The 18,762-nt window shown below is 54.8% G+C and carries 15 protein-coding genes; 8 read left to right on the forward strand and 7 right to left on the reverse strand.

Going from position 1 to position 18,762, the window contains the following annotated elements; genetic code table 11:
- Positions 1-51 precede the first annotated feature (51 nt).
- Positions 52-1,050 (reverse strand): L-glyceraldehyde 3-phosphate reductase, encoded by a 999-nt coding sequence (mgrA, locus tag CKO_RS01810; RefSeq protein ID WP_012131391.1) that lies wholly within the window; start codon positions 1,048-1,050, stop codon positions 52-54.
- Between the two features lie 182 nt (positions 1,051-1,232).
- On the opposite strand from mgrA, the gene CKO_RS01815 reads away from it, so the two are divergent.
- Complete coding sequence (locus CKO_RS01815) at positions 1,233-2,888, forward strand: alpha-keto acid decarboxylase family protein (RefSeq protein WP_012131393.1); 1,656 nt, start codon at positions 1,233-1,235, stop codon at positions 2,886-2,888.
- 13 nt (positions 2,889-2,901) lie between these two features.
- Here the strand turns inward: CKO_RS01815 and CKO_RS01820 are convergent, their stop codons facing one another.
- Positions 2,902-4,137: an ion channel protein gene (locus tag CKO_RS01820; RefSeq protein WP_024130139.1), complete on the reverse strand. Its 1,236-nt coding sequence runs from the start codon at positions 4,135-4,137 to the stop codon at positions 2,902-2,904.
- Between the two features lie 204 nt (positions 4,138-4,341).
- On the opposite strand from CKO_RS01820, the gene glk reads away from it, so the two are divergent.
- The 6 genes from glk (at position 4,342) to ptsP (ending at position 11,801) form a co-directional block, all read left to right on the forward strand.
- A complete protein-coding gene (glk, locus tag CKO_RS01825; RefSeq protein ID WP_012131396.1) occupies positions 4,342-5,307 on the forward strand; it encodes a glucokinase in 966 nt (321 codons plus the stop codon).
- Between the two features lie 238 nt (positions 5,308-5,545).
- Entirely contained in the window at positions 5,546-5,872 is a 327-nt protein-coding gene (locus CKO_RS01830; RefSeq protein WP_024130140.1) for a PTS fructose transporter subunit IIB, read from the forward strand.
- Between the two features lie 20 nt (positions 5,873-5,892).
- A complete protein-coding gene (locus CKO_RS01835; RefSeq protein ID WP_012131398.1) occupies positions 5,893-7,140 on the forward strand; it encodes a PTS fructose transporter subunit IIC in 1,248 nt (415 codons plus the stop codon).
- 16 nt (positions 7,141-7,156) lie between these two features.
- Complete coding sequence (gene ypdF, locus CKO_RS01840; RefSeq protein WP_024130141.1) at positions 7,157-8,242, forward strand: aminopeptidase; 1,086 nt, start codon at positions 7,157-7,159, stop codon at positions 8,240-8,242.
- On the forward strand, positions 8,242-9,279 hold the full coding sequence (gene ypdE / locus CKO_RS01845; protein WP_012131400.1) for an aminopeptidase: 1,038 nt from the start codon (positions 8,242-8,244) through the stop codon (positions 9,277-9,279). Before ypdF ends, ypdE begins: the two co-directional genes overlap by 1 nt.
- A 26-nt stretch (positions 9,280-9,305) precedes the next feature.
- Positions 9,306-11,801: a phosphoenolpyruvate--protein phosphotransferase gene (gene ptsP / locus CKO_RS01850; protein WP_012131401.1), complete on the forward strand. Its 2,496-nt coding sequence runs from the start codon at positions 9,306-9,308 to the stop codon at positions 11,799-11,801.
- 218 nt (positions 11,802-12,019) lie between these two features.
- On the opposite strand, the gene CKO_RS01855 is transcribed toward ptsP, so the two are convergent.
- From CKO_RS01855 to ypdA, 3 genes are read right to left on the reverse strand one after another with little or no spacing between them, the layout of a single operon-like run.
- Entirely contained in the window at positions 12,020-12,877 is an 858-nt protein-coding gene (locus CKO_RS01855) for an AraC family transcriptional regulator (protein WP_012131402.1), read from the reverse strand.
- 14 nt (positions 12,878-12,891) lie between these two features.
- Positions 12,892-13,626, reverse strand: a complete 735-nt coding sequence (ypdB, locus tag CKO_RS01860; RefSeq protein ID WP_012131403.1) for a two-component system response regulator YpdB — start codon at positions 13,624-13,626, stop codon at positions 12,892-12,894.
- A 14-nt stretch (positions 13,627-13,640) separates the two neighbouring features.
- Positions 13,641-15,338 carry a two-component system sensor histidine kinase YpdA gene (gene ypdA / locus CKO_RS01865; protein WP_024130142.1) on the reverse strand — a complete coding sequence of 566 codons (1,698 nt, stop codon included), beginning with the start codon at positions 15,336-15,338 and terminating at the stop codon, positions 13,641-13,643.
- 389 nt (positions 15,339-15,727) lie between these two features.
- Between ypdA and alaC the strand changes: the two genes are divergently transcribed.
- On the forward strand, positions 15,728-16,966 hold the full coding sequence (gene alaC / locus CKO_RS01870; RefSeq protein ID WP_012131405.1) for an alanine transaminase: 1,239 nt from the start codon (positions 15,728-15,730) through the stop codon (positions 16,964-16,966).
- 51 nt (positions 16,967-17,017) lie between these two features.
- Here the strand turns inward: alaC and ypdK are convergent, their stop codons facing one another.
- Together ypdK and lpxP are read right to left on the reverse strand one after the other, a co-directional pair.
- On the reverse strand, positions 17,018-17,089 hold the full coding sequence (gene ypdK, locus CKO_RS23225; RefSeq protein WP_010723117.1) for a membrane protein YpdK: 72 nt from the start codon (positions 17,087-17,089) through the stop codon (positions 17,018-17,020).
- 379 nt (positions 17,090-17,468) lie between these two features.
- Complete coding sequence (gene lpxP, locus CKO_RS01875) at positions 17,469-18,389, reverse strand: kdo(2)-lipid IV(A) palmitoleoyltransferase (RefSeq protein WP_012131406.1); 921 nt, start codon at positions 18,387-18,389, stop codon at positions 17,469-17,471.
- Positions 18,390-18,762: the final 373 nt, after the last annotated feature.

Here is an 18,762-nt window from a genome sequence, read left to right on the forward strand (position 1 = left end):
ATCGCCTTAACTCTTAAATCATGAGTGAGAGCACTTTTTGCTAAAAAGTGATTATTGGCTGCCGTTCAGGATTGCGTTGATTTCTGCGCATTCGGCGGGAGAAAAATGACGATTCGCCAGCATCCCCACGGCATCTTCAATTTGCGCGGTCTTGCTGGCGCCAATCAGCACTGACGTTACCTTGTCGTCGCGCAGCACCCAGGCCAGCGCCATCTGGGACAGTTTTTGCCCCCGACGTCCGGCCAGCGCATTTAACTGGCGCACTTTTTCCAGTTTCTCCGGGGTAATCTGATCCGGGTTAAGGAAGCGGCTTCCGCTGGCGGCCCGGGAATCAGCCGGAATGCCGTTGAGATAACGATCGGTTAATTGCCCGCCCGCCAGCGGTGAAAAGGCGATACTGCCAACGCCTTTCTCCTGCAATAATGCCAGCAAGCCGTCTTCGACCCAGCGCTCAAACATCGAGTATTTGGGCTGGTGAATCAGGCACGGCGTGCCCAGGTCGTCCAGGATCTCAATGGCCTGTCTGGCCAGATCCGCCGGATAGTTGGAAATCCCGACGTACAGCGCTTTTCCCTGACGAACAATATGATCCAGCGCTTTCATCGTCTCTTTGAGCGGCGTTTCCGGGTCAGGGCGGTGGTGATAGAAGATATCGACATACTCCAGCCCCAGACGTTTCAGGCTTTGATCGAGGCTGGCTATCAAATACTTGCGCGAACCCCAGTCACCGTAAGGGCCATCCCACATGGTATAACCCGCTTTAGTGGAAATGATCAGTTCATCGCGCCACGGTAAAAAATCTTCCTGTAGGATACGGCCAAAATGGCGCTCTGCTGAGCCTGGCGGCGGGCCGTAATTATTTGCGAGATCAAAATGGGTAATTCCCAGATCAAAAGCACGCTGTAGCAGCGCCCGGCTGTTCTCTACCTGAGTGGTATCACCGAAATTGTGCCATAGCCCAAGTGAAATGGCGGGGAGCTTTAAACCGCTCTGACCGCAGCGGCGATACTCCATTGTCTGGTAGCGATTTTTATCGGCCCGATAAACCATGTTGTTGCCCTCTGAATGACGTGAGTTTTCAGTGTATACGTTTACACGGATTGTTATTCAATGAGATTACACCGTGAAAAACTGTAAATCCTGCTTTCCACCCCTTTTGCAGCAGCTTTTCTGGACAGCTATCACAGTTCTTTAATACTCAACATGAGGTTACCGTCAGAAGGATAGCTGTCATGCAAACCCCATACTCCGTTGCGGATTACCTGCTGGACAGACTGGCAGGCTGCGGTATCGGGCATCTTTTTGGTGTGCCGGGCGATTATAATTTGCAGTTTCTTGACCATGTGATTGCGCATCGTGACGTATGCTGGGTAGGGTGCGCGAATGAGCTGAATGCCGCCTATGCGGCTGATGGCTACGCCCGGTTAGCCGGGGCAGGGGCGTTGTTGACCACTTTCGGCGTAGGGGAGTTAAGCGCGCTTAATGGCCTGGCGGGAAGCTACGCAGAGTACGTTCCCGTGCTGCATATTGTCGGCGCGCCATGCAGCGGCGCACAGCGGCGGGGCGAACTGATGCATCACACTCTCGGCGATGGCGACTTTCAGCATTTTTACCGTATAAGCCAGGCTGTAACGGCCGCCAGCGCCGTGTTGAATGAACAGAACGCCTGTTATGAAATCGACCGCGTATTACGCGGAATGCTGACGATGCGCAGACCCGGCTATCTGATGTTACCGGCGGATGTGGCAAAACGACCTGCTGTCCCTCCTGTAAACGTTCTCACACCTGACCGTGCTGAAGGGGAAAATGACACGGTGGCGGCGTTTCGCTATCGCGCGCGCCAGCGGCTGATGAACAGCCCGCGCGTGGCGCTGCTGGCAGACTTTCTCGCCTTGCGTTTTGGCTTGCAGCCAGTTTTACAACGCTGGATGGCGGAAACGCCAATAGCGCACGCGACGCTGCTCATGGGCAAAGGGCTGTTTGATGAGCAGCACCCGAATTTTGTCGGTACATACAGCGCCGGAGCCAGCAGTGAATCGGTGCGTCAGGCGATTGAAGAGGCTGATACCGTTATCTGCGTTGGCACCCGGTTTGTCGATACGCTGACGGCGGGCTTCACACAGCAACTGCCGCAGGAACGCACGATTGAAATCCAGCCGCATGCTTCGCGCGTCGGGAATAGCTGGTTCAGCGGTCTGTCGATGGAGCAGGCGGTCACTACGTTGCGCGAGTTATGTCTGGAACTTTCATTTTCGCCTCCTCCGACCCCGGCGCATGCGCCCGGCGGCCATATTGAGAAGGGGACGCTGACGCAAGAAAACTTCTGGCATACGGTACAGGCGTACCTGCTGCCGGGCGATATTATCCTTGCCGATCAGGGAACCGCCGCGTTTGGCGCGGCGGATCTTTCACTGCCTGCTGGCGCGGACGTGCTGGTGCAACCGCTTTGGGGATCAATCGGCTATGCTTTGCCCGCCGCCTTTGGCGCGCAAACCGCCTGCCCGGAACGGCGAGTGATTCTGATTACCGGAGACGGCGCGGCGCAGCTGACGATTCAGGAACTGGGGTCGATGATGCGGGATGGACAGTCGCCGGTCATTCTGCTGCTCAATAACGATGGCTATACCGTGGAGCGCGCCATTCATGGGGCGAACCAGCGTTATAACGATATCGCCGGATGGAACTGGACGCAGGTTCCGCAGGCGCTCAGTGCGAACTGTCAGGCGGAGTGCTGGCGGGTAACGCAGGCTATCCAGCTGGAGGAAGTGCTGGCGCGCCTGAAATCCCCGCAGCGGCTTTCGCTGATTGAGGTCGTGCTGCCGAAAGCCGATTTGCCGGAATTGCTGCGTACCGTCACCCGCGCGCTGGAATCGCGCAACGGGGAGTAAACGCGGTGGCCGGTTATCTGTCGTGGCGGTTGACGGCCATCATTGGCTTGCCTGCCAGCAGGAGCCAGGCGGGAAGCATAACGATGCACAACAGCGGAAGCAGGGTGGTGTCCGGTACGACGACTGCGGCCATAAACAGACTCAGCCAGCCGTCACGGGTTACGACCAGCATCAGCCCCAGAATCGCGCATGAGACGGTAATTGCCGCCGGAACCGCTTCAACATGCGCGTGCAGCATCAGACCCAGCGCCACGCCCACAAAGACCGCCGGGAAGATACGCCCGCCCCGGAAACCGCAGGCGGCGGCGATAACCAGCGCGCCCAGCTTAACGATCGCCAGCATAAAGTAGTCCGTGGCGCCCAGCGTTTGGCTGAACGCCAGCTGCTGCATCTCGTCCAGTCCTTTAAAGAGAGTCAGCGGCCCGCCCAATACGCCCAGAATCCCCAGCATAAAACCACCGATACCGAGAATAAGTACCGGATTTTTCAGACGATGCACCAACGAATGCAGACGTGGTAAACACCATACCGCCACCATACCCGCCGCAATCGCAATGGCCGCCACCACTGCGCCGCTGAAAATATCGCTCAGCCGCATTTGCGTGTAGTGCGCAATCGGCAAGGAGAAGTGCGGATGGAAGAACAGGCTAGTGGTTAACGATCCCGCGGCTGCCGCCATCAGCGGAGCGAACAGACGATCCCACAAGGGCGTATCGTCAGAGCTGTTCAGGGTTTGCGAGAAAATCAGCGCGGCGGCGACAGGGGTGCCGAACAGCGCGCCGATAGTGCCTGCGGAAGCTAGGATCGTCCAGTCCAGCGCCCCTATGCGTGGGAAAAGGCGCGCGCCGATAGCGACGGCCAGCGCGATATTCACCGCCATAATGGGATGCTCCGGCCCCAGGCTTACTCCACCTGCCAGGCCGAGAATGAGCGCGATCAGCAGGCCCGGAAGCGCGACAGGGTTCATCGGCGCGCCGATCAGCGGTTCGGTCGCCGGGTCCGGGCCTGCATGCCCAGGGCTGTAGCGGATGACAAGCCCGACCATGATCCCGGTAAACGTGAGCATGCCGATAATCCAGACGGGGGAATCATGAGCAATGCCCAGGCCGACGGGGATTTGCTCCCACAGCAGGCGCTGTAAAACGGAGGCGACTTTCATCACGGCGATCAATACCAGACTGGAGGCAATGCCAATAATGAGTGCGGGAAGCGATAATAACAGCATCGTTCTGGCTCGCGGATGGAGCATGATCTATTCCTTAATACTGAGTCATATGCTTAGTTTGCACAGCCTGCCCGACGGCATCGCTGCAAATGGTGCTGAAACGATAAAGTAATTATGTGATGCAGATCGATATTTTTGGGGAGCTCGCCTTTCGACCGTTGTTGTTATGCCCCCATGAATTTACAGTGTGGCAAAGATTTATTCTGACTTTAGCGGAGCAGTAGAAGAATGACAAAATATGCTTTAGTAGGTGATGTAGGCGGCACCAACGCGCGTCTTGCTCTGTGCGATATGACCAGCGGGGAGATTTCGCAGGCGAAAACCTATTCCGGGCTGGACTATCCGAGCCTCGAAGCCGTGGTTCGCGTGTATCTGGACGAGCATAACGCCAGGGTGGAAGATGGCTGTATCGCTATCGCCTGCCCGATCACCGGTGACTGGGTGGCGATGACTAACCACACCTGGGCATTTTCTATTGCGGAGATGAAAAAGAATCTTGGCTTTAGCCATCTGGAAATCATCAACGATTTTACCGCCGTGTCGATGGCGATCCCGATGCTGCGCAAAGAGCATCTGATCCAGTTCGGCGGCGCGGAACCGGTTGCCGGCAAACCGATTGCCGTTTACGGCGCCGGAACCGGATTAGGGGTGGCACACCTGGTTCATGTCGATAAACGCTGGATCAGCCTGCCGGGCGAGGGTGGTCACGTTGACTTCGCGCCGAACAGCGAAGAGGAAGGCATTATTCTCGAAGAACTGCGTGCGGAAATTGGTCACGTCTCTGCCGAGCGCGTGTTGTCGGGGCCAGGGCTGGTGAATCTGTATCGTGCTATCGTCAAATCTGATGGCCGTCTGCCGGAAAATCTGCAACCGAAAGATATTACCGAACGCGCGCTGGCGGATACCTGCATTGACTCTCGTCGTGCGCTGTCGCTGTTTTGCGTCATTATGGGCCGTTTTGGCGGTAATCTGGCATTGACGCTGGGCACGTTTGGCGGCGTCTACATTGCGGGCGGCATCGTGCCGCGCTTCCTGGAGTTCTTTAAAGCCTCCGGCTTTCGTGGCGGGTTTGAAGACAAAGGCCGTTTCAAAGCCTACGTTCAGGATATTCCGGTTTACCTGATTGTGCATGATAATCCCGGTCTGCTCGGCTCCGGCGCGCATTTGCGCCAGACGTTAGGGCAAATTCTGTAATTGAAGATCGGCAGGCCTGATACGCGTTAGCGCCATCAGGCAGGGCATGACATGCATTATCCGGTCTTAAACCGCGTCACTGACGCGGTTTTTTTGTGCCCGTCGCCGACCTTTCCGACGCCCGTCACATTTCTGTTTAACGGGATTATTTGTCCAGTAAAAGCATTATTTGTCTGATAACAATGCGCAGGCTCTCACCGCCATAATTTCTCTCGTTAACTATCTGGAGGAGTCTGTTATGGCGAAAAAACTTATTGCTGTTTGCGCATGCCCGATGGGGCTGGCCCACACATTTATGGCGGCTCAGGCGCTGGAAGAGGCGGCGGTTGAAGCGGGATACGAGGTGAAAATTGAAACCCTGGGGGCGGACGGCATCCAGAATCGCCTGACGGCGCAGGATATCGCTGAGGCGACGCTAATCATCCATTCCGTTGCCGTAACCCCCGAAGACAATGAACGGTTTGAGTCGCGCGATGTGTATGAAATTACGCTCCAGGACGCGATAAAAAACGCCGCCGGTATCATTAAAGAAATCGAAGAGATGATTGCGGCAGAGCAACAATAATTTTCGACAGGGATACACATATGGCCATTAAAAAACGCAGTGCAACCGTTGTGCATGGCGCATCCGGTGCGGCAGCGGCAATAAAAACCCCTCCGGCCTCCCGTAACAGCTTCTGGGGCGAACTTCCGCAGCACGTCATGTCGGGTATTTCGCGCATGGTGCCAACGTTAATCATGGGTGGGGTGATTCTCGCTTTCAGCCAGCTGATTGCCTATAGCTGGCTGAAAATTCCCGCAGATACCGGCATTATGGATGCGCTGAATAGCGGAAAATTCGACGGTTTTAACCTCTCATTACTGAAATTCGCCTGGCTATCGCAATCCTTTGGCGGCGTGTTGTTTGGCTTTGCGATTCCAATGTTCGCGGCGTTTGTCGCTAACTCTATCGGCGGTAAGCTGGCCTTTCCCGCAGGATTCATCGGCGGCTTAATGTCCACCCAGCCAACCCAGATACTGAATTTTGACCCGGCCAGCCTGCAATGGGTAACGACCGCGCCCGTACCGTCAACGTTCATCGGGGCGCTGATTATCTCGATTGTCGCGGGCTATCTGGTGAAGTGGATGAATCAAAAAATCCAGTTGCCTGATTTCTTACTGGCCTTCAAAACCACCTTTTTGCTGCCCATTTTGTCCGCCATTTTTGTGATGCTGGCGATGTACTACGTGATCACTCCGTTTGGCGGATGGATCAACGGCGGTATCCGCACGCTACTGACGGCGGCGGGTGAAAAAGGAACGCTGATGTATGCGATGGGGATCTCGGCGGCAACGGCAATTGACCTCGGCGGCCCGATTAACAAGGCCGCAGGATTTGTCGCTTTTAGTTTCACTACCGATCATGTTTTACCCGTCACCGCGCGTTCTATCGCGATTGTGATCCCGCCGATTGGTCTGGGGCTGGCAACGATTCTCGATCGTCGCTTAACCGGTAAACGCCTGTTTAACGCGCAACTGTATCCGCAAGGCAAAACCGCGATGTTCCTGGCGTTTATGGGGATCAGCGAGGGGGCGATTCCTTTCGCGCTGGAAAGCCCGATCACGGCAATCCCTTCGTATATGGTGGGCGCGATTGTCGGCTCGACAACCGCCGTCTGGCTGGGCGCCGTGCAGTGGTTCCCTGAGTCTGCGATTTGGGCATGGCCGCTGGTGAGCAATCTTGGCGTCTATATGGCGGGGATCGTGTTAGGGGCGGTGATCACGGCGCTGATGGTCGTTTTCCTGCGTCACATGATGTATCGCAGAGGCAAACTGCTGATTGAAAGCCTCTGAAAAAAGGACTGACATCATGACGTTACGTGCATCGCTTCGCCAGTGGCTGGTGGAACAACGCCTGGATGCGGTATTGATTTCATCCCGGCAGAACAAGCAACCGCATTTGGGGATTTCCAGCAGCGCCGGGTTTGTTTTTATCACGCATAAAAGCGCGCATCTGCTGGTGGATGGCCGATATTACGCTGACGTTGAAGCGCGAGCGCATGGCGATCAACTGCATCTGTTGGCCGGGTCGCAGACGCTGACTTCCATTGTGAACCAGATAATCGACGACGAGCAATTGCAGGTCATTGGTTTTGAAGGCGCGCAGGTGAGTTGGGATTGCGCGCAACGCTGGCAGGAAAGGCTGCGGGCGAAGCTGGTGAGCGCGTCGCCGGACGCGCTGCGACAGATCAAAACGGCACAGGAAATAGCGTTGATACGCGAGGCCTGCCGGATTGCCGATTGCAGCGCAGAGCATATCCGCCGTTTTATTCGCCCCGGCCTTCGCGAACGAGAAATTGCCGCGGAGCTGGAGTGGTTTATGCGCCAGCAGGGGGCGGAAAAAGCCTCTTTTGACACCATCGTCGCCAGCGGCTGGCGTGGGGCGTTACCCCACGGTAAAGCCAGCGAAAAAATCGTCGCGGCGGGTGAATTTATTACCCTGGATTTTGGGGCGCAATATCAGGGGTATTGTTCGGATATGACGCGAACATTCCTCGTGAGCGGGCAGGATGCGCCCGTCGCATCTCATCCGCTGTTCGCCGTTTACCAGACGGTTCTTGAGGCGCAGCAGACGGCGATTGCCGCCATTCGTCCGGGCGTGTGCTGCCAGGCGGTGGATGCTGCGGCTCGTCGGGTGATTGAGGCGGCGGGCTATGGCGATTATTTTGGCCACAACACCGGGCACGCTATCGGCATTGAGGTGCATGAAGCGCCGCGCTTTTCACCAACGGATACCACCCGACTTGCCGCAGGCATGTTGCTGACCGTAGAGCCGGGCATTTACCTGCCGGGGCAGGGCGGCGTGCGTATTGAAGATGTCGTACTGGTCACGGAAGACGGCGCGGAAGTGCTCTACACGATGCCGAAAACAGTATTGCTCACGGGAGAAGCATAATGGATTTATCGCTGTTAAAAGCCCTGAGCGAGGCGGATGCCATTGCCTCCTCAGAGCAGGAAGTGCGCCAGATCTTACTGGAGGAAGCGGATCGTCTGCACAAAGAGGTGCGCTTTGACGGGCTGGGATCGGTGCTGATCCGTCTTAATGAGTCCGATGGGCCGAAAGTGATGATCTGCGCGCACATGGATGAGGTGGGGTTTATTGTGCGCAGTATCTCGTCGGAAGGGGCGATCGATGTGTTGCCGGTCGGCAACGTGCGTATGGCGGCCCGCCAGCTCCAGCCCGTGCGTATTACCACGCGGGAAGACAGTAAAATTCCCGGTTTGCTGGATGGCGAGCGTAATGGAAATGAGGTTGGCGCCTTGCGGGTCGATATTGGCGCACGCTCATATGATGAGGTGATCCAGGCGGGCGTTCGACCTGGCGATCGCGTCACTTTTGACTCTGCGTTTCAGGTGCTGCCACACCAGCGGGTAATGGGGAAAGCGTTTGATGACCGACTGGGGTGCTACTTGTTGATCATGCTGCTGCGTGCATGGCATGACGCAGCGCTGCCCGCCGAGGTCTGGCTGGTAGCCAGCTCCAGCGAAGAGGTCGGGTTACGCGGCGGGCAAACGGCCGCTCGCGCGGTTGCTCCCGATATCGCTATCGTGCTGGACACCGCCTGCTGGGCGAAAAACTTTGATTATGGCGCGGCGAATCATCGGCAGATCGGTAAAGGGCCGATGCTGGTGCTTGCCGATAAGTCGCTCATCGCGCCGCCCAAACTGACCGCCTGGGTTGAAAGCGTCGCCAGCGACTCCGGTCTGCCGCTGCAACTGGATATGTTCAGTAATGGAGGGACGGATGGCGGAGCGGTGCATTTGACCGGGACGGGAACCCCGACGGTGGTTATTGGGCCCGCCACGCGTCATGGGCATTGCGCTGCGTCCATTGCGGATTGCCGCGACATTATCCACACGCAGCAACTTTTATCGGCACTTATTACCCGTCTTACGCGTGAGACTGTCGTTCATCTTACGGATTTCAGATGAGCGTCTTGCGTTAATCAGGAGTTGTTATGTTAACGATTCAATTTCTCTGCCCGTTGCCAAATGGCCTGCATGCGCGTCCGGCGTGGGAACTGAAAGAGCAGTGTAGCCAGTGGCAAAGCGAGGTGACGTTTATTAACCATCGCCAGAATGCGCGTGCGGACGCGAAAAGCTCGCTGGCGCTGATCGGCACCGGAACGCTGTTTAACGACAGTTGCAGTCTGAACATTAGCGGCAGTGATGAAGAGCAGGCCAGGCGTTCTCTGGAGACCTATCTCCAGCACCGGTTTATCGACAGTGACAGCGTTCAGCCGACCTCTGCGGAACTGGCGGCGCATCCGCTGCCGCGCTCGCTGGTTCGACTGAATCCCGATTTACTGTATGGCGCGGTATTGGCTAACGGCGTCGGCGCTGGCGCGCTCACGTTGTGGCAAAACGACAATCTGGAGGCGTATCGCGCAATTCCGGCCAGCGCGGAAGACAGCACCCGGCTCGAACATAGTCTGGCGACGCTGGCGGAGCAGCTTAATCAACAGCTTCGCGAACGTGACGGTGAAAGTAAAACGATCCTTAGCGCCCATCTGTCGCTGATCCAGGATGACGAGTTTGCGGGAAACATTCGCCGCCTGATGGACGAGCAGCACAAGGGGTTGGGCGCGGCGATTATCGCCAATATGGAGCAGGTGTGCGACAAGCTGTCGTCCTCCGCAAGCGACTACTTACGCGAGCGGGTAAGCGATATCCGTGATATTAGCGAACAGTTGCTGCATATCACCTGGCCGGAACGACGCCCGCGTAATACGTTGATTCTTGAACAGCCGACCATTCTGGTGGCGGAAGATCTGACGCCAAGCCAGTTCCTGAGCCTCGATTTGCAGCACCTGTCCGGCATGATTCTGGAGAAAACCGGCAGAACGTCGCACACGCTGATTCTGGCGCGCGCATCCGCGATTCCGGTGCTCAGCGGGCTGCCCCTGGACGCGCTCGGTCGCTACGCCGGGCAACCTGCGGTGCTGGATGCCCAGTGCGGCGTGCTGGCGATTAACCCGAACGCCGCCGTCTGCGGATATTACGCCATTGCGCAGCAACTGGCGGATAAGCGTCAACAGCAACAGGCGAGAGAAGCGTCTTTGCCTGCTTTCTCCCGGGATAATCAGCGTCTTGATATCGCCGCCAATATTGGTACGGCGCTGGAAGCGCCGGGCGCGTTTGCCAATGGCGCGGAAGGCATCGGTCTGTTCCGCACCGAAATGTTGTTCATGGATCGCGACAGCGCCCCTGACGAACAGGAACAGTTTGAGGCCTACCAGCAGGTACTGCTGGCGGCGGGAGAGAAGCCGGTTATTTTTCGCACGATGGACATTGGCGGCGATAAAAATATTCGCTATCTCAATATCCCGCAGGAAGAGAACCCTTTCCTCGGCTATCGCGCCGTGCGTATTTATCCTGAGTTTGCCGGGCTGTTTCGCACGCAGCTTCGCGCTATTTTGCGTGCGGCAACTTTTGGTCAGGCGCAACTGATGATCCCGATGGTGCACAGTCTCGATCAGATCCTGTGGGTTAAAAGCGAGCTGCAAAAAGCGATCGTGGAACTCAAAAGAGACGGGCTGCGCCATGCTGCAACGATCCCGCTGGGGATTATGGTGGAAGTTCCGTCGGTCTGTTACATCATCGATCACTTCTGCGATGAGGTGGATTTCTTTAGCATCGGCTCGAACGATATGACCCAGTATCTGTATGCCGTCGATCGTAATAATCCGCGCGTCTCGCCGCTGTATAACCCGATTACGCCGTCATTTCTGCGCATGTTGCAGCAGATCGTCCGCACGGCGCATCAGCACGGAAAATGGGTGGGGATTTGCGGCGAGCTGGGCGGTGAAAGCCGGTATTTACCGCTGCTGCTGGGGCTGGAACTGGATGAATTAAGCATGAGCAGCCCGCGAATCCCTGGCGTGAAAAGCCAACTGCGGCAGATGGACAGCCAGGCGTGCCGGGCGCTTGCGGCGCAGGCCTGTGAGTGTCGTAGCGCAGAGGAGATTGAAACGCTGTTGAATCAGTTTGCGCCGCAAAAAGACGTGCGTCCGCTGCTGGCGCTGGAAAATATCTTTGTGGGCGAATCATTGAGCAACAAAGAGCAGGTGATCCAGTTTCTTTGCGGCAATCTCGGCGTAAACGGGCGTACTGAGCATCCGTTTGAGCTGGAAGAGGATGTCTGGCAACGCGAGGAGATTGTCACGACTGCTGTCGGTTTTGGCGTGGCGATCCCGCATACCAAATCACAGTGGATACGTCATTCCAGCATCAGCATTGCGCGGCTGGCGCGCCCTGTTGACTGGCAGTCGGAGATGGGCGAGGTTGAGCTGGTGATTATGTTGACGTTGGGCGCTGATGAAGGGATTAACCATGTGAAAGTCTTTTCGCAGCTGGCGCGTAAGCTGGTGAATAAAAACTTCCGCCAGTCGCTGTTCGCCGCTCAGGATGCCGAAAGCCTTCTGGCGCTGCTGGAGGCGGAACTGACGTTTTGAATCTGAGTGTCTGAGTGAATGCCCGGTGGCGCTTCGCTTACCGGGCCTACGTGTACGCCAATTATTCGTTTTACGTGTACACCGCATCCGGCGGTTATGCCCGGTTATCCGTTTTACATGTAGGCCGGATAAGGCATTTACGCCGCCATCCGGCGGTTACGCCCGGTTATCCGTTTTACGCGTAGGCCGGATAAGGCGTTTACGCCGCCATCCGGCGGTTAACCCTGAAAACGCGCGCTGTACTCTCCCGGCGTCAGGCCAAACTGCCGGCGAAACAGGCGGCAAAAATAGTCGCTGTCGTGATATCCGCAACGTTCCGCCACCTCGCTAATCGACAGATGGTACTTCTGCAAAATGATGCGCGCCTTCGCCATTCGCACCCAGCGAACATACTCGACAAAACTCATGGTGCCGTGCTGGGTGAACAGTTTTGATAAGTGATTCGGCGTGATATTGAAAAACTGCGCCACGCTTTCTCGCGTCAGCGGCCGGGCGTAGTTGTCCTGCACCCAGTTGCACATACTGTGATAGAGAAATTCCGAGCGTGGGCGGCGTGAGTCCGGGCGAGTATTGACCACGCTACGGCACAGATGCAGCAGGCTGAGAACCAGAGGCTGAATAATATCCTGCGCCTGAGGCGAGCGGCTCAGGTGGGTCAGAGCCGTGAGCATGGCTTCCCCTTCGCCGCGCTGCTGGTGCGCTAACTCAATGCGTCGCACCGGGCGTAACAGGGAAGCGGTACGGTTATCGTAAAACGATAATCCTAACCAGGCCGGGGCAAACACCAGACTTAACAGCATCACCGGTTTATCGCTACCGGGCAGGTTTGCCGCCCTGGCGGGGATGAACAGCATCTCCCCCTCCGTCAGGGCGTGCTGTTTTTTTTCGAGCAGGTTGCCGTATTCTCCGCGCAATACGATGTCGAGACGCGGTAAATCAATACACAGACTGCCTGTGGGGAGAGCGGTATGTTGCGTGGCAAACCAGACGCGTCCCAGCCGCTGCGGGTTTAACACCAGGCCGCTGAACAGATCGGCAAAAAACTGTTGGTCTGCGGGCAAGCCTGGTTCTTTCATCACCTAATCCTGCGTCATAAATGCATTAACTGCCTGAACTCTTTCACTTTACTCCGACTGACCGGGATTTCAAATTCCAGATCTTTGAGCCGCAGGATGTACGTGTTGTTAAACCAGGGTTCGATTTCGCGGATCTTGTTCAAATTCACACAAAACGAGCGGTGGCAGCGAAAGAAATGCGACGCTGGCAGTTTGCTGCAAAACTCGGTGATATTCATCGGCATGACATACGACTCCCGCCGCGTGTAGACAAACGTCATCTTTTCATGCGCTTCCGCGTAATAGATATCGTTGATCGGCGTGACGATAATGCGCTCATCTTTGATCAGATTGATGGTGTCGTTTTCACGGGCGACAGGGCTGCCGGGAACGGCGACGACCTGCTGCTGTTGCCAGGCGGCCTCCAGTTTTTGCAGCATCCCCACGATGCGTGATTCCTGGTACGGCTTCAGTATGTAGTCAAATGCTTCCAGTTCAAACGCCTCTACCGCGTGCTCTTTCCATGCGGTAATAAACACAATAAACGGCTTATGGGCGAACTGGCTGATGTTTTGCGCCAGCAGTACGCCATCCAGCGAGGGAATATTGATGTCCAGAAAAATGGCGTCAACGCGGTTATGCTGTAGAAATTTGAGCACGTCCAGACCGTCGTCAAACGTACCGACAATCTCCATCTGGCTATGCTCTTTTATCAGCCAGCTTAATTCTTGCTGGGCCAGGAATTCATCTTCAACGATGATGACTTTCACTACTCATCTCCGGGTTAAAGCAATAACGTTGCCGGTGCGGCGGCAGGGGAGCGCTGATTGGGAACATAAAAGGCGATTTCGGTGCCAGGTTCCAGACGGCGGATGTGCAGCCCTTCACCGTATAACAGCTTAACGCGATGATGGACATTCAGCAGGCCGATTTTATTTCCCGGCATTTCATTCGCCTTCATCCGCTCAATTACTTTAGGATCAATACCGTGGCCGGTATCCCTGACGGCGATTCGCACACGGTTGCCGCATTCGGCGACGCTGATGGTCACCACGCCTTTCCCTTTACAGGGCTGAATGCCGTGGACGATTGCATTTTCTACCAGCGGCTGAATAAGCAGATTGGGAATGTAGCAGTTCACCTCTTCATCAATATCATAAATGACGGTCAGCTTGTCGCCAAAACGAGCCTGCTCAATGGCGATGTAGTCCTTGATTTGATACAGCTCCTTTTTGATATCAATTTGCTCATCATCTTTTAATTCAATGTTATAGCGCAGATAGCGTGACAGATTAAAAATGAGCTGGCGTGCGGTGTCCGGGTTGAGCCGAATGGATGACGAAATGGCGTTCAGCGCATTAAACAGGAAATGGGGATTAATTTTACTTTGCAGCGCTCGCAGCTCTGCCTTATTTGCCATTTCCCGCAGTTGCTCCGCGCGGGACACTTCCAGTTGGGTGGAGATAATCTGCGACAGGCCGATCGCCATCTCTTGCAGGGAAGAGGTGATCTGATGCGCGTGGCAGTAGTAGATTTTTAGCGTCCCGGTCACTACGCCCTTTTCCCATAATGGGATGACCAGCATTGAGTGTATTTCCGGCGTGCGGTGCGCTTCATCATTGTTTTTAATGATGATTTTCCCGTAATTGATGGCCTGTTGCGTGGTCGGGCTGACAAAATCATCGTTATTGCGGTAGTTGGTTTCCCCCACGCCGACATAGGCCAGAACGTGTTCGGTATTAGTGATTGCTACCGCGTCGGCATGGATATCATGACGGATGATTTCGCACACCTGGCGGAGTGATTCGCTGTTGACCTGGCGAAAGAGCGGCAACGTTTTGTTGGCGATATCCAGCGCCAGCTTGGCCTGCCGCGCGGCGCTGGCCTCTTTCTCGCCCTCTACGCTTTGAACCAGCAGCACGATAAAACCGATACATACGCTGCCGAGGATCATCGGGATACCGATTTTGGACACGATATCTACGCCCAGCGCGATGGTCGGCGCCCAGACAATGACCAGAATCATGGTCAAGGTTTCACAAAGCATCCCGCCCAAAATACCTACGCGCCAGTGCTGTGCTTTTGGGATTTTCCGGTTTATCCAGCCCGCGATACATCCCGCCAGAATACTGGTGATAAAACACGGTACGGCAGTGACCCCGCCAATATCGATAAGGTAGCGGTGAATACCGGCGATCACACCCGTAATGATCCCGACCCACGGGCCAAACAAAATGCCCCCGGACATCACGGCGATGATACGAACATTCACCAGCGAGCCTTCGACCGGCACGCCGGACCAGGTGCTGAACAGGGCGAACATCGAGAAAATCGCGGTAACGGCGAGCAGCTCTTTCGGGGAGTGCGCTGACTTATGCAACAGTTCGCGAAACAGGCGGATACGGATGAGGAAAAACAGACAGAACAGCATTAGCGCTGCCCGGTCAAATACCGCCAGCAGCATGTTGAATATTTCGTGCACGGGTGACTCTTGTGACTGGGTTAAACCACTATGATAGGTAACCCGCACCCATATGACCAGCCCGCTGATGCGGCGCTGTTAATGAGGAAAAACCATAATATTAAAAGGGGATTGATCTTTTGTTAGAGAAATGACAAGACCTCACCAGGATGAGGAATACCTTAAGGTAATTTTATTGATATCAAAATGTTAATTAATTGATGGTTGTTATGGGCGATATTTTGCTGAGTATTCCCATTTTCTTTTTAGTATTCCCCTTTTAAGCCGATGAAAAATATTTTCGTTTGCCTCTCGACAGGAGGATTTTTTTCAGGCTATTTTCTAAGCATGCCACGGTCGTGGCAGCGTCGCTCGGACGGTCCGGGCGCTAACGTGAATCTGAGGATACTATGGCTGATACCCGCCCTGAACGTCGCTTTACGCGTATTGATCGTCTCCCTCCCTACGTTTTTAACATTACCGCTGAACTGAAGATGGCTGCGCGTCGGCGCGGCGAAGATATTATTGACTTCAGCATGGGGAACCCGGATGGGGCAACGCCTCCTCATATCGTCGAGAAACTCTGTACGGTGGCTCAACGCCCGGATACGCATGGTTACTCGACCTCACGCGGGATCCCGCGTTTACGCCGGGCGATCTCCCGCTGGTATCAGGAACGTTACGACGTGGATATCGATCCAGAAACGGAAGCGATCGTCACTATTGGTTCGAAAGAAGGGTTAGCGCACCTGATGCTGGCAACCCTCGATCATGGCGATACCGTGCTGGTGCCGAACCCCAGTTATCCCATCCATATTTATGGCGCCGTCATCGCCGGCGCGCAGGTGCGTTCGGTTCCGCTGGTGGAAGGCGTGGATTTCTTCAACGAGCTGGAACGCGCGATCCGTGAAAGCTACCCGAAACCGAAGATGATGATTCTTGGTTTCCCCTCCAACCCGACGGCACAGTGCGTTGAGTTAGAATTCTTCGAAAAAGTGGTTGCGCTGGCCAAACGCTACGACGTGCTGGTGGTCCACGATCTGGCCTATGCCGATATCGTATATGACGGCTGGAAAGCGCCGTCAATTATGCAGGTGCCGGGCGCGCGCGACGTGGCGGTGGAGTTTTTCACCCTGTCGAAAAGTTACAACATGGCGGGCTGGCGCATTGGCTTTATGGTGGGCAACCAGACGTTAGTCAGTGCGCTGTCGCGGATTAAGAGCTACCACGATTACGGAACCTTCACGCCGTTACAGGTGGCGGCGATTGCCGCGCTGGAAGGCGATCAACAGTGCGTGCGTGATATCGCTGAGCAGTATAAACGTCGCCGCGACGTACTGGTGAAAGGCTTGCATGAAGCCGGATGGATGGTCGAAATGCCAAAAGCCTCGATGTATGTCTGGGCAAAAATACCGGAGCAGTACGCGGCAATGGGGTCGCTGGAATTTGCGAAAAAGCTGCTCAACGACGCCAAAGTGTGCGTGTCGCCGGGGATCGGTTTCGGCGACTACGGCGACACCCATGTGCGTTTCGCGCTGATAGAAAACCGGGATCGTATACGTCAGGCGATCAGAGGTATTAAGACCATGTTCCGCGCAGACGGCCTGCTGCCTGCGGGGGCGAAATCGGTAACAGAAGGTACCGAGTAGAAAAGCAAACAGGAGCCATCTGGCTCCTGTTTTTTGCTGCATCTTTTCAATTTAGATCATCAGGGCAAAAGTACCGGCCCAAACGATGACCATAAATGAAATGCCCATAAAGAAATATTTCACGTTTCATCTCTCCGCGTCGCTTTAAGCACGCCTAAATGAACTTAAATTTACCTGTGTATAGAGAGCTGGTGCCCGCCAGAATGAGATTGAGAATGTTCTCCGTCTTTCTTGTGGCATCACCTCAGAATTCTGTGCGTTATCGCTCCAGACGGCGCTAATGTACGCCTAAAAATGAGGCGAGACAAGAGGCATTTTTTTATTTACTTTTAGTAACTTACAACTGTCGTGATTCGGCGACAGTTTAATTTCTGACGGTAATAAATTGCTATTCAGCGACGCTATTGCTGTTCAGAAAAAGTCACATAAAAACCAGGTGGTTAACAGGGATATTGAGGTGAAAAGATAGCGCCGGGCAATAAAAAAGGCCTTGCGGCCTTTTTTAAACATACAACGATGCTTCCCCTAAAGGGCGCGTTTTGAAACGACGATGGATCCAGAGATATTGCTCAGGTGCGCGCATAATCTCTTTCTCAATAATCTTGTTCATATAGGCTGCCGCCTGGTTCTCTTCTTCCGGGTAGCCTTCCATTTCTGGCGTGATATACAGACGATAACCTGAGTTATCACCTTTTCTGATCATGGTGACGGTCAGCATCGCTGCGCCGGAAAGGCGGGATAACACATAGGTGCCGTTAGTCGTTGCGACGTCTTTGACCGCGAAGAAGGGAGCAAATGAACTGCCTTTACGGCCGTAATCCTGATCCGGGGCGAACCATACGGCTTCACCTTTTTTCAGCGCGCCGACGATGCCGCGCAGATTGTTGCGCCCAATCATCGCTTTATTTGAACGCATGCGACCCCGCGTCTGAACCCACTCCATCAGCGAGTTATTGTGCGGGCGGTATGTCGCCATCATCGGCTGGCACAGCCCCATGACCCGACCGCCTAATTCCAGCGACATAAAGTGGACGCCTACGACCATCACACCGCGTTTTTGCGCTTGCGCCTGTGTGAGGTTATCCAGACCGTCCACATCAAACCATTTACGTACCCGCTTATCAGGCCAGAACCACGCCATACCCGTTTCAATAAGTGCCATACCGAGGGAGTGGAAGTTCTCCACTATCATCTTTTCCCTTTCTTCCGGCGTCAGATTGGGGAAGCAAAGCTCAAGATTCTTACGGGCGATGGATTCGCGACGTTTCAGAAAGGGACGGGCAAGTCTGCCGGTTCGCGTACCCAGGAAGCGTAAAACGGGGTAGGGAAGCAGCACCAGTAACCAGAGTACAGTAAGACCAAACCAGGTAAGCCAGTAGCGCGGGTGCAGTAGCGCACGAGAAAATTTGCATTGTGGGAACATAAATACCCTCTGTTGATACGAACAATATGTATCGCAGAAGATTCATTGTCCGCAGCGGTACACTCACGATAGTTAGGCCATCATGTACGACAATGGTTCCTGTAAAGAGTGTAAAGCTTAGTCAGGACAAAACCACGAGGGGCATGAATGCTTGGACAACTAATGTACCACCGGGGGATTAATATCAGCCAGAAATTATTAATTAAGATGCGTAAATATTTTTTGATGGGGGTGGTTTTGTTATTAATTTATTGTTTTTAAATGGTTTTTTATGTGTGTGCACATGTTCGTTTTCCCTGAAAAGCCGCTTCTGGCCGGTAAGCCTGTCAGAGTCTGACGCTTCTGAATGTGATAACAATTGCTTTAAATATTC

This window comes from Citrobacter koseri ATCC BAA-895 (assembly GCF_000018045.1).
GTDB classification, from domain to species: Bacteria; Pseudomonadota; Gammaproteobacteria; order Enterobacterales; family Enterobacteriaceae; genus Citrobacter_B; species Citrobacter_B koseri.

Coding starts and splice junctions, on each gene's coding strand:
- glk (WP_012131396.1), top strand. CDS start 4,342: ATGACAAAATATGCTTTAGTAGGTGATGTAGGCGGCACCAACGCGCGT.
- CKO_RS01855 (WP_012131402.1), bottom strand. CDS start 12,877: ATGAAAGAACCAGGCTTGCCCGCAGACCAACAGTTTTTTGCCGATCTG.
- ptsP (WP_012131401.1), top strand. CDS start 9,306: ATGTTAACGATTCAATTTCTCTGCCCGTTGCCAAATGGCCTGCATGCG.
- lpxP (WP_012131406.1), bottom strand. CDS start 18,389: ATGTTCCCACAATGCAAATTTTCTCGTGCGCTACTGCACCCGCGCTAC.
- CKO_RS01835 (WP_012131398.1), top strand. CDS start 5,893: ATGGCCATTAAAAAACGCAGTGCAACCGTTGTGCATGGCGCATCCGGT.
- alaC (WP_012131405.1), top strand. CDS start 15,728: ATGGCTGATACCCGCCCTGAACGTCGCTTTACGCGTATTGATCGTCTC.
- ypdE (WP_012131400.1), top strand. CDS start 8,242: ATGGATTTATCGCTGTTAAAAGCCCTGAGCGAGGCGGATGCCATTGCC.
- CKO_RS01820 (WP_024130139.1), bottom strand. CDS start 4,137: ATGCTCCATCCGCGAGCCAGAACGATGCTGTTATTATCGCTTCCCGCA.
- CKO_RS01830 (WP_024130140.1), top strand. CDS start 5,546: ATGGCGAAAAAACTTATTGCTGTTTGCGCATGCCCGATGGGGCTGGCC.
- ypdF (WP_024130141.1), top strand. CDS start 7,157: ATGACGTTACGTGCATCGCTTCGCCAGTGGCTGGTGGAACAACGCCTG.
- CKO_RS01815 (WP_012131393.1), top strand. CDS start 1,233: ATGCAAACCCCATACTCCGTTGCGGATTACCTGCTGGACAGACTGGCA.
- mgrA (WP_012131391.1), bottom strand. CDS start 1,050: ATGGTTTATCGGGCCGATAAAAATCGCTACCAGACAATGGAGTATCGC.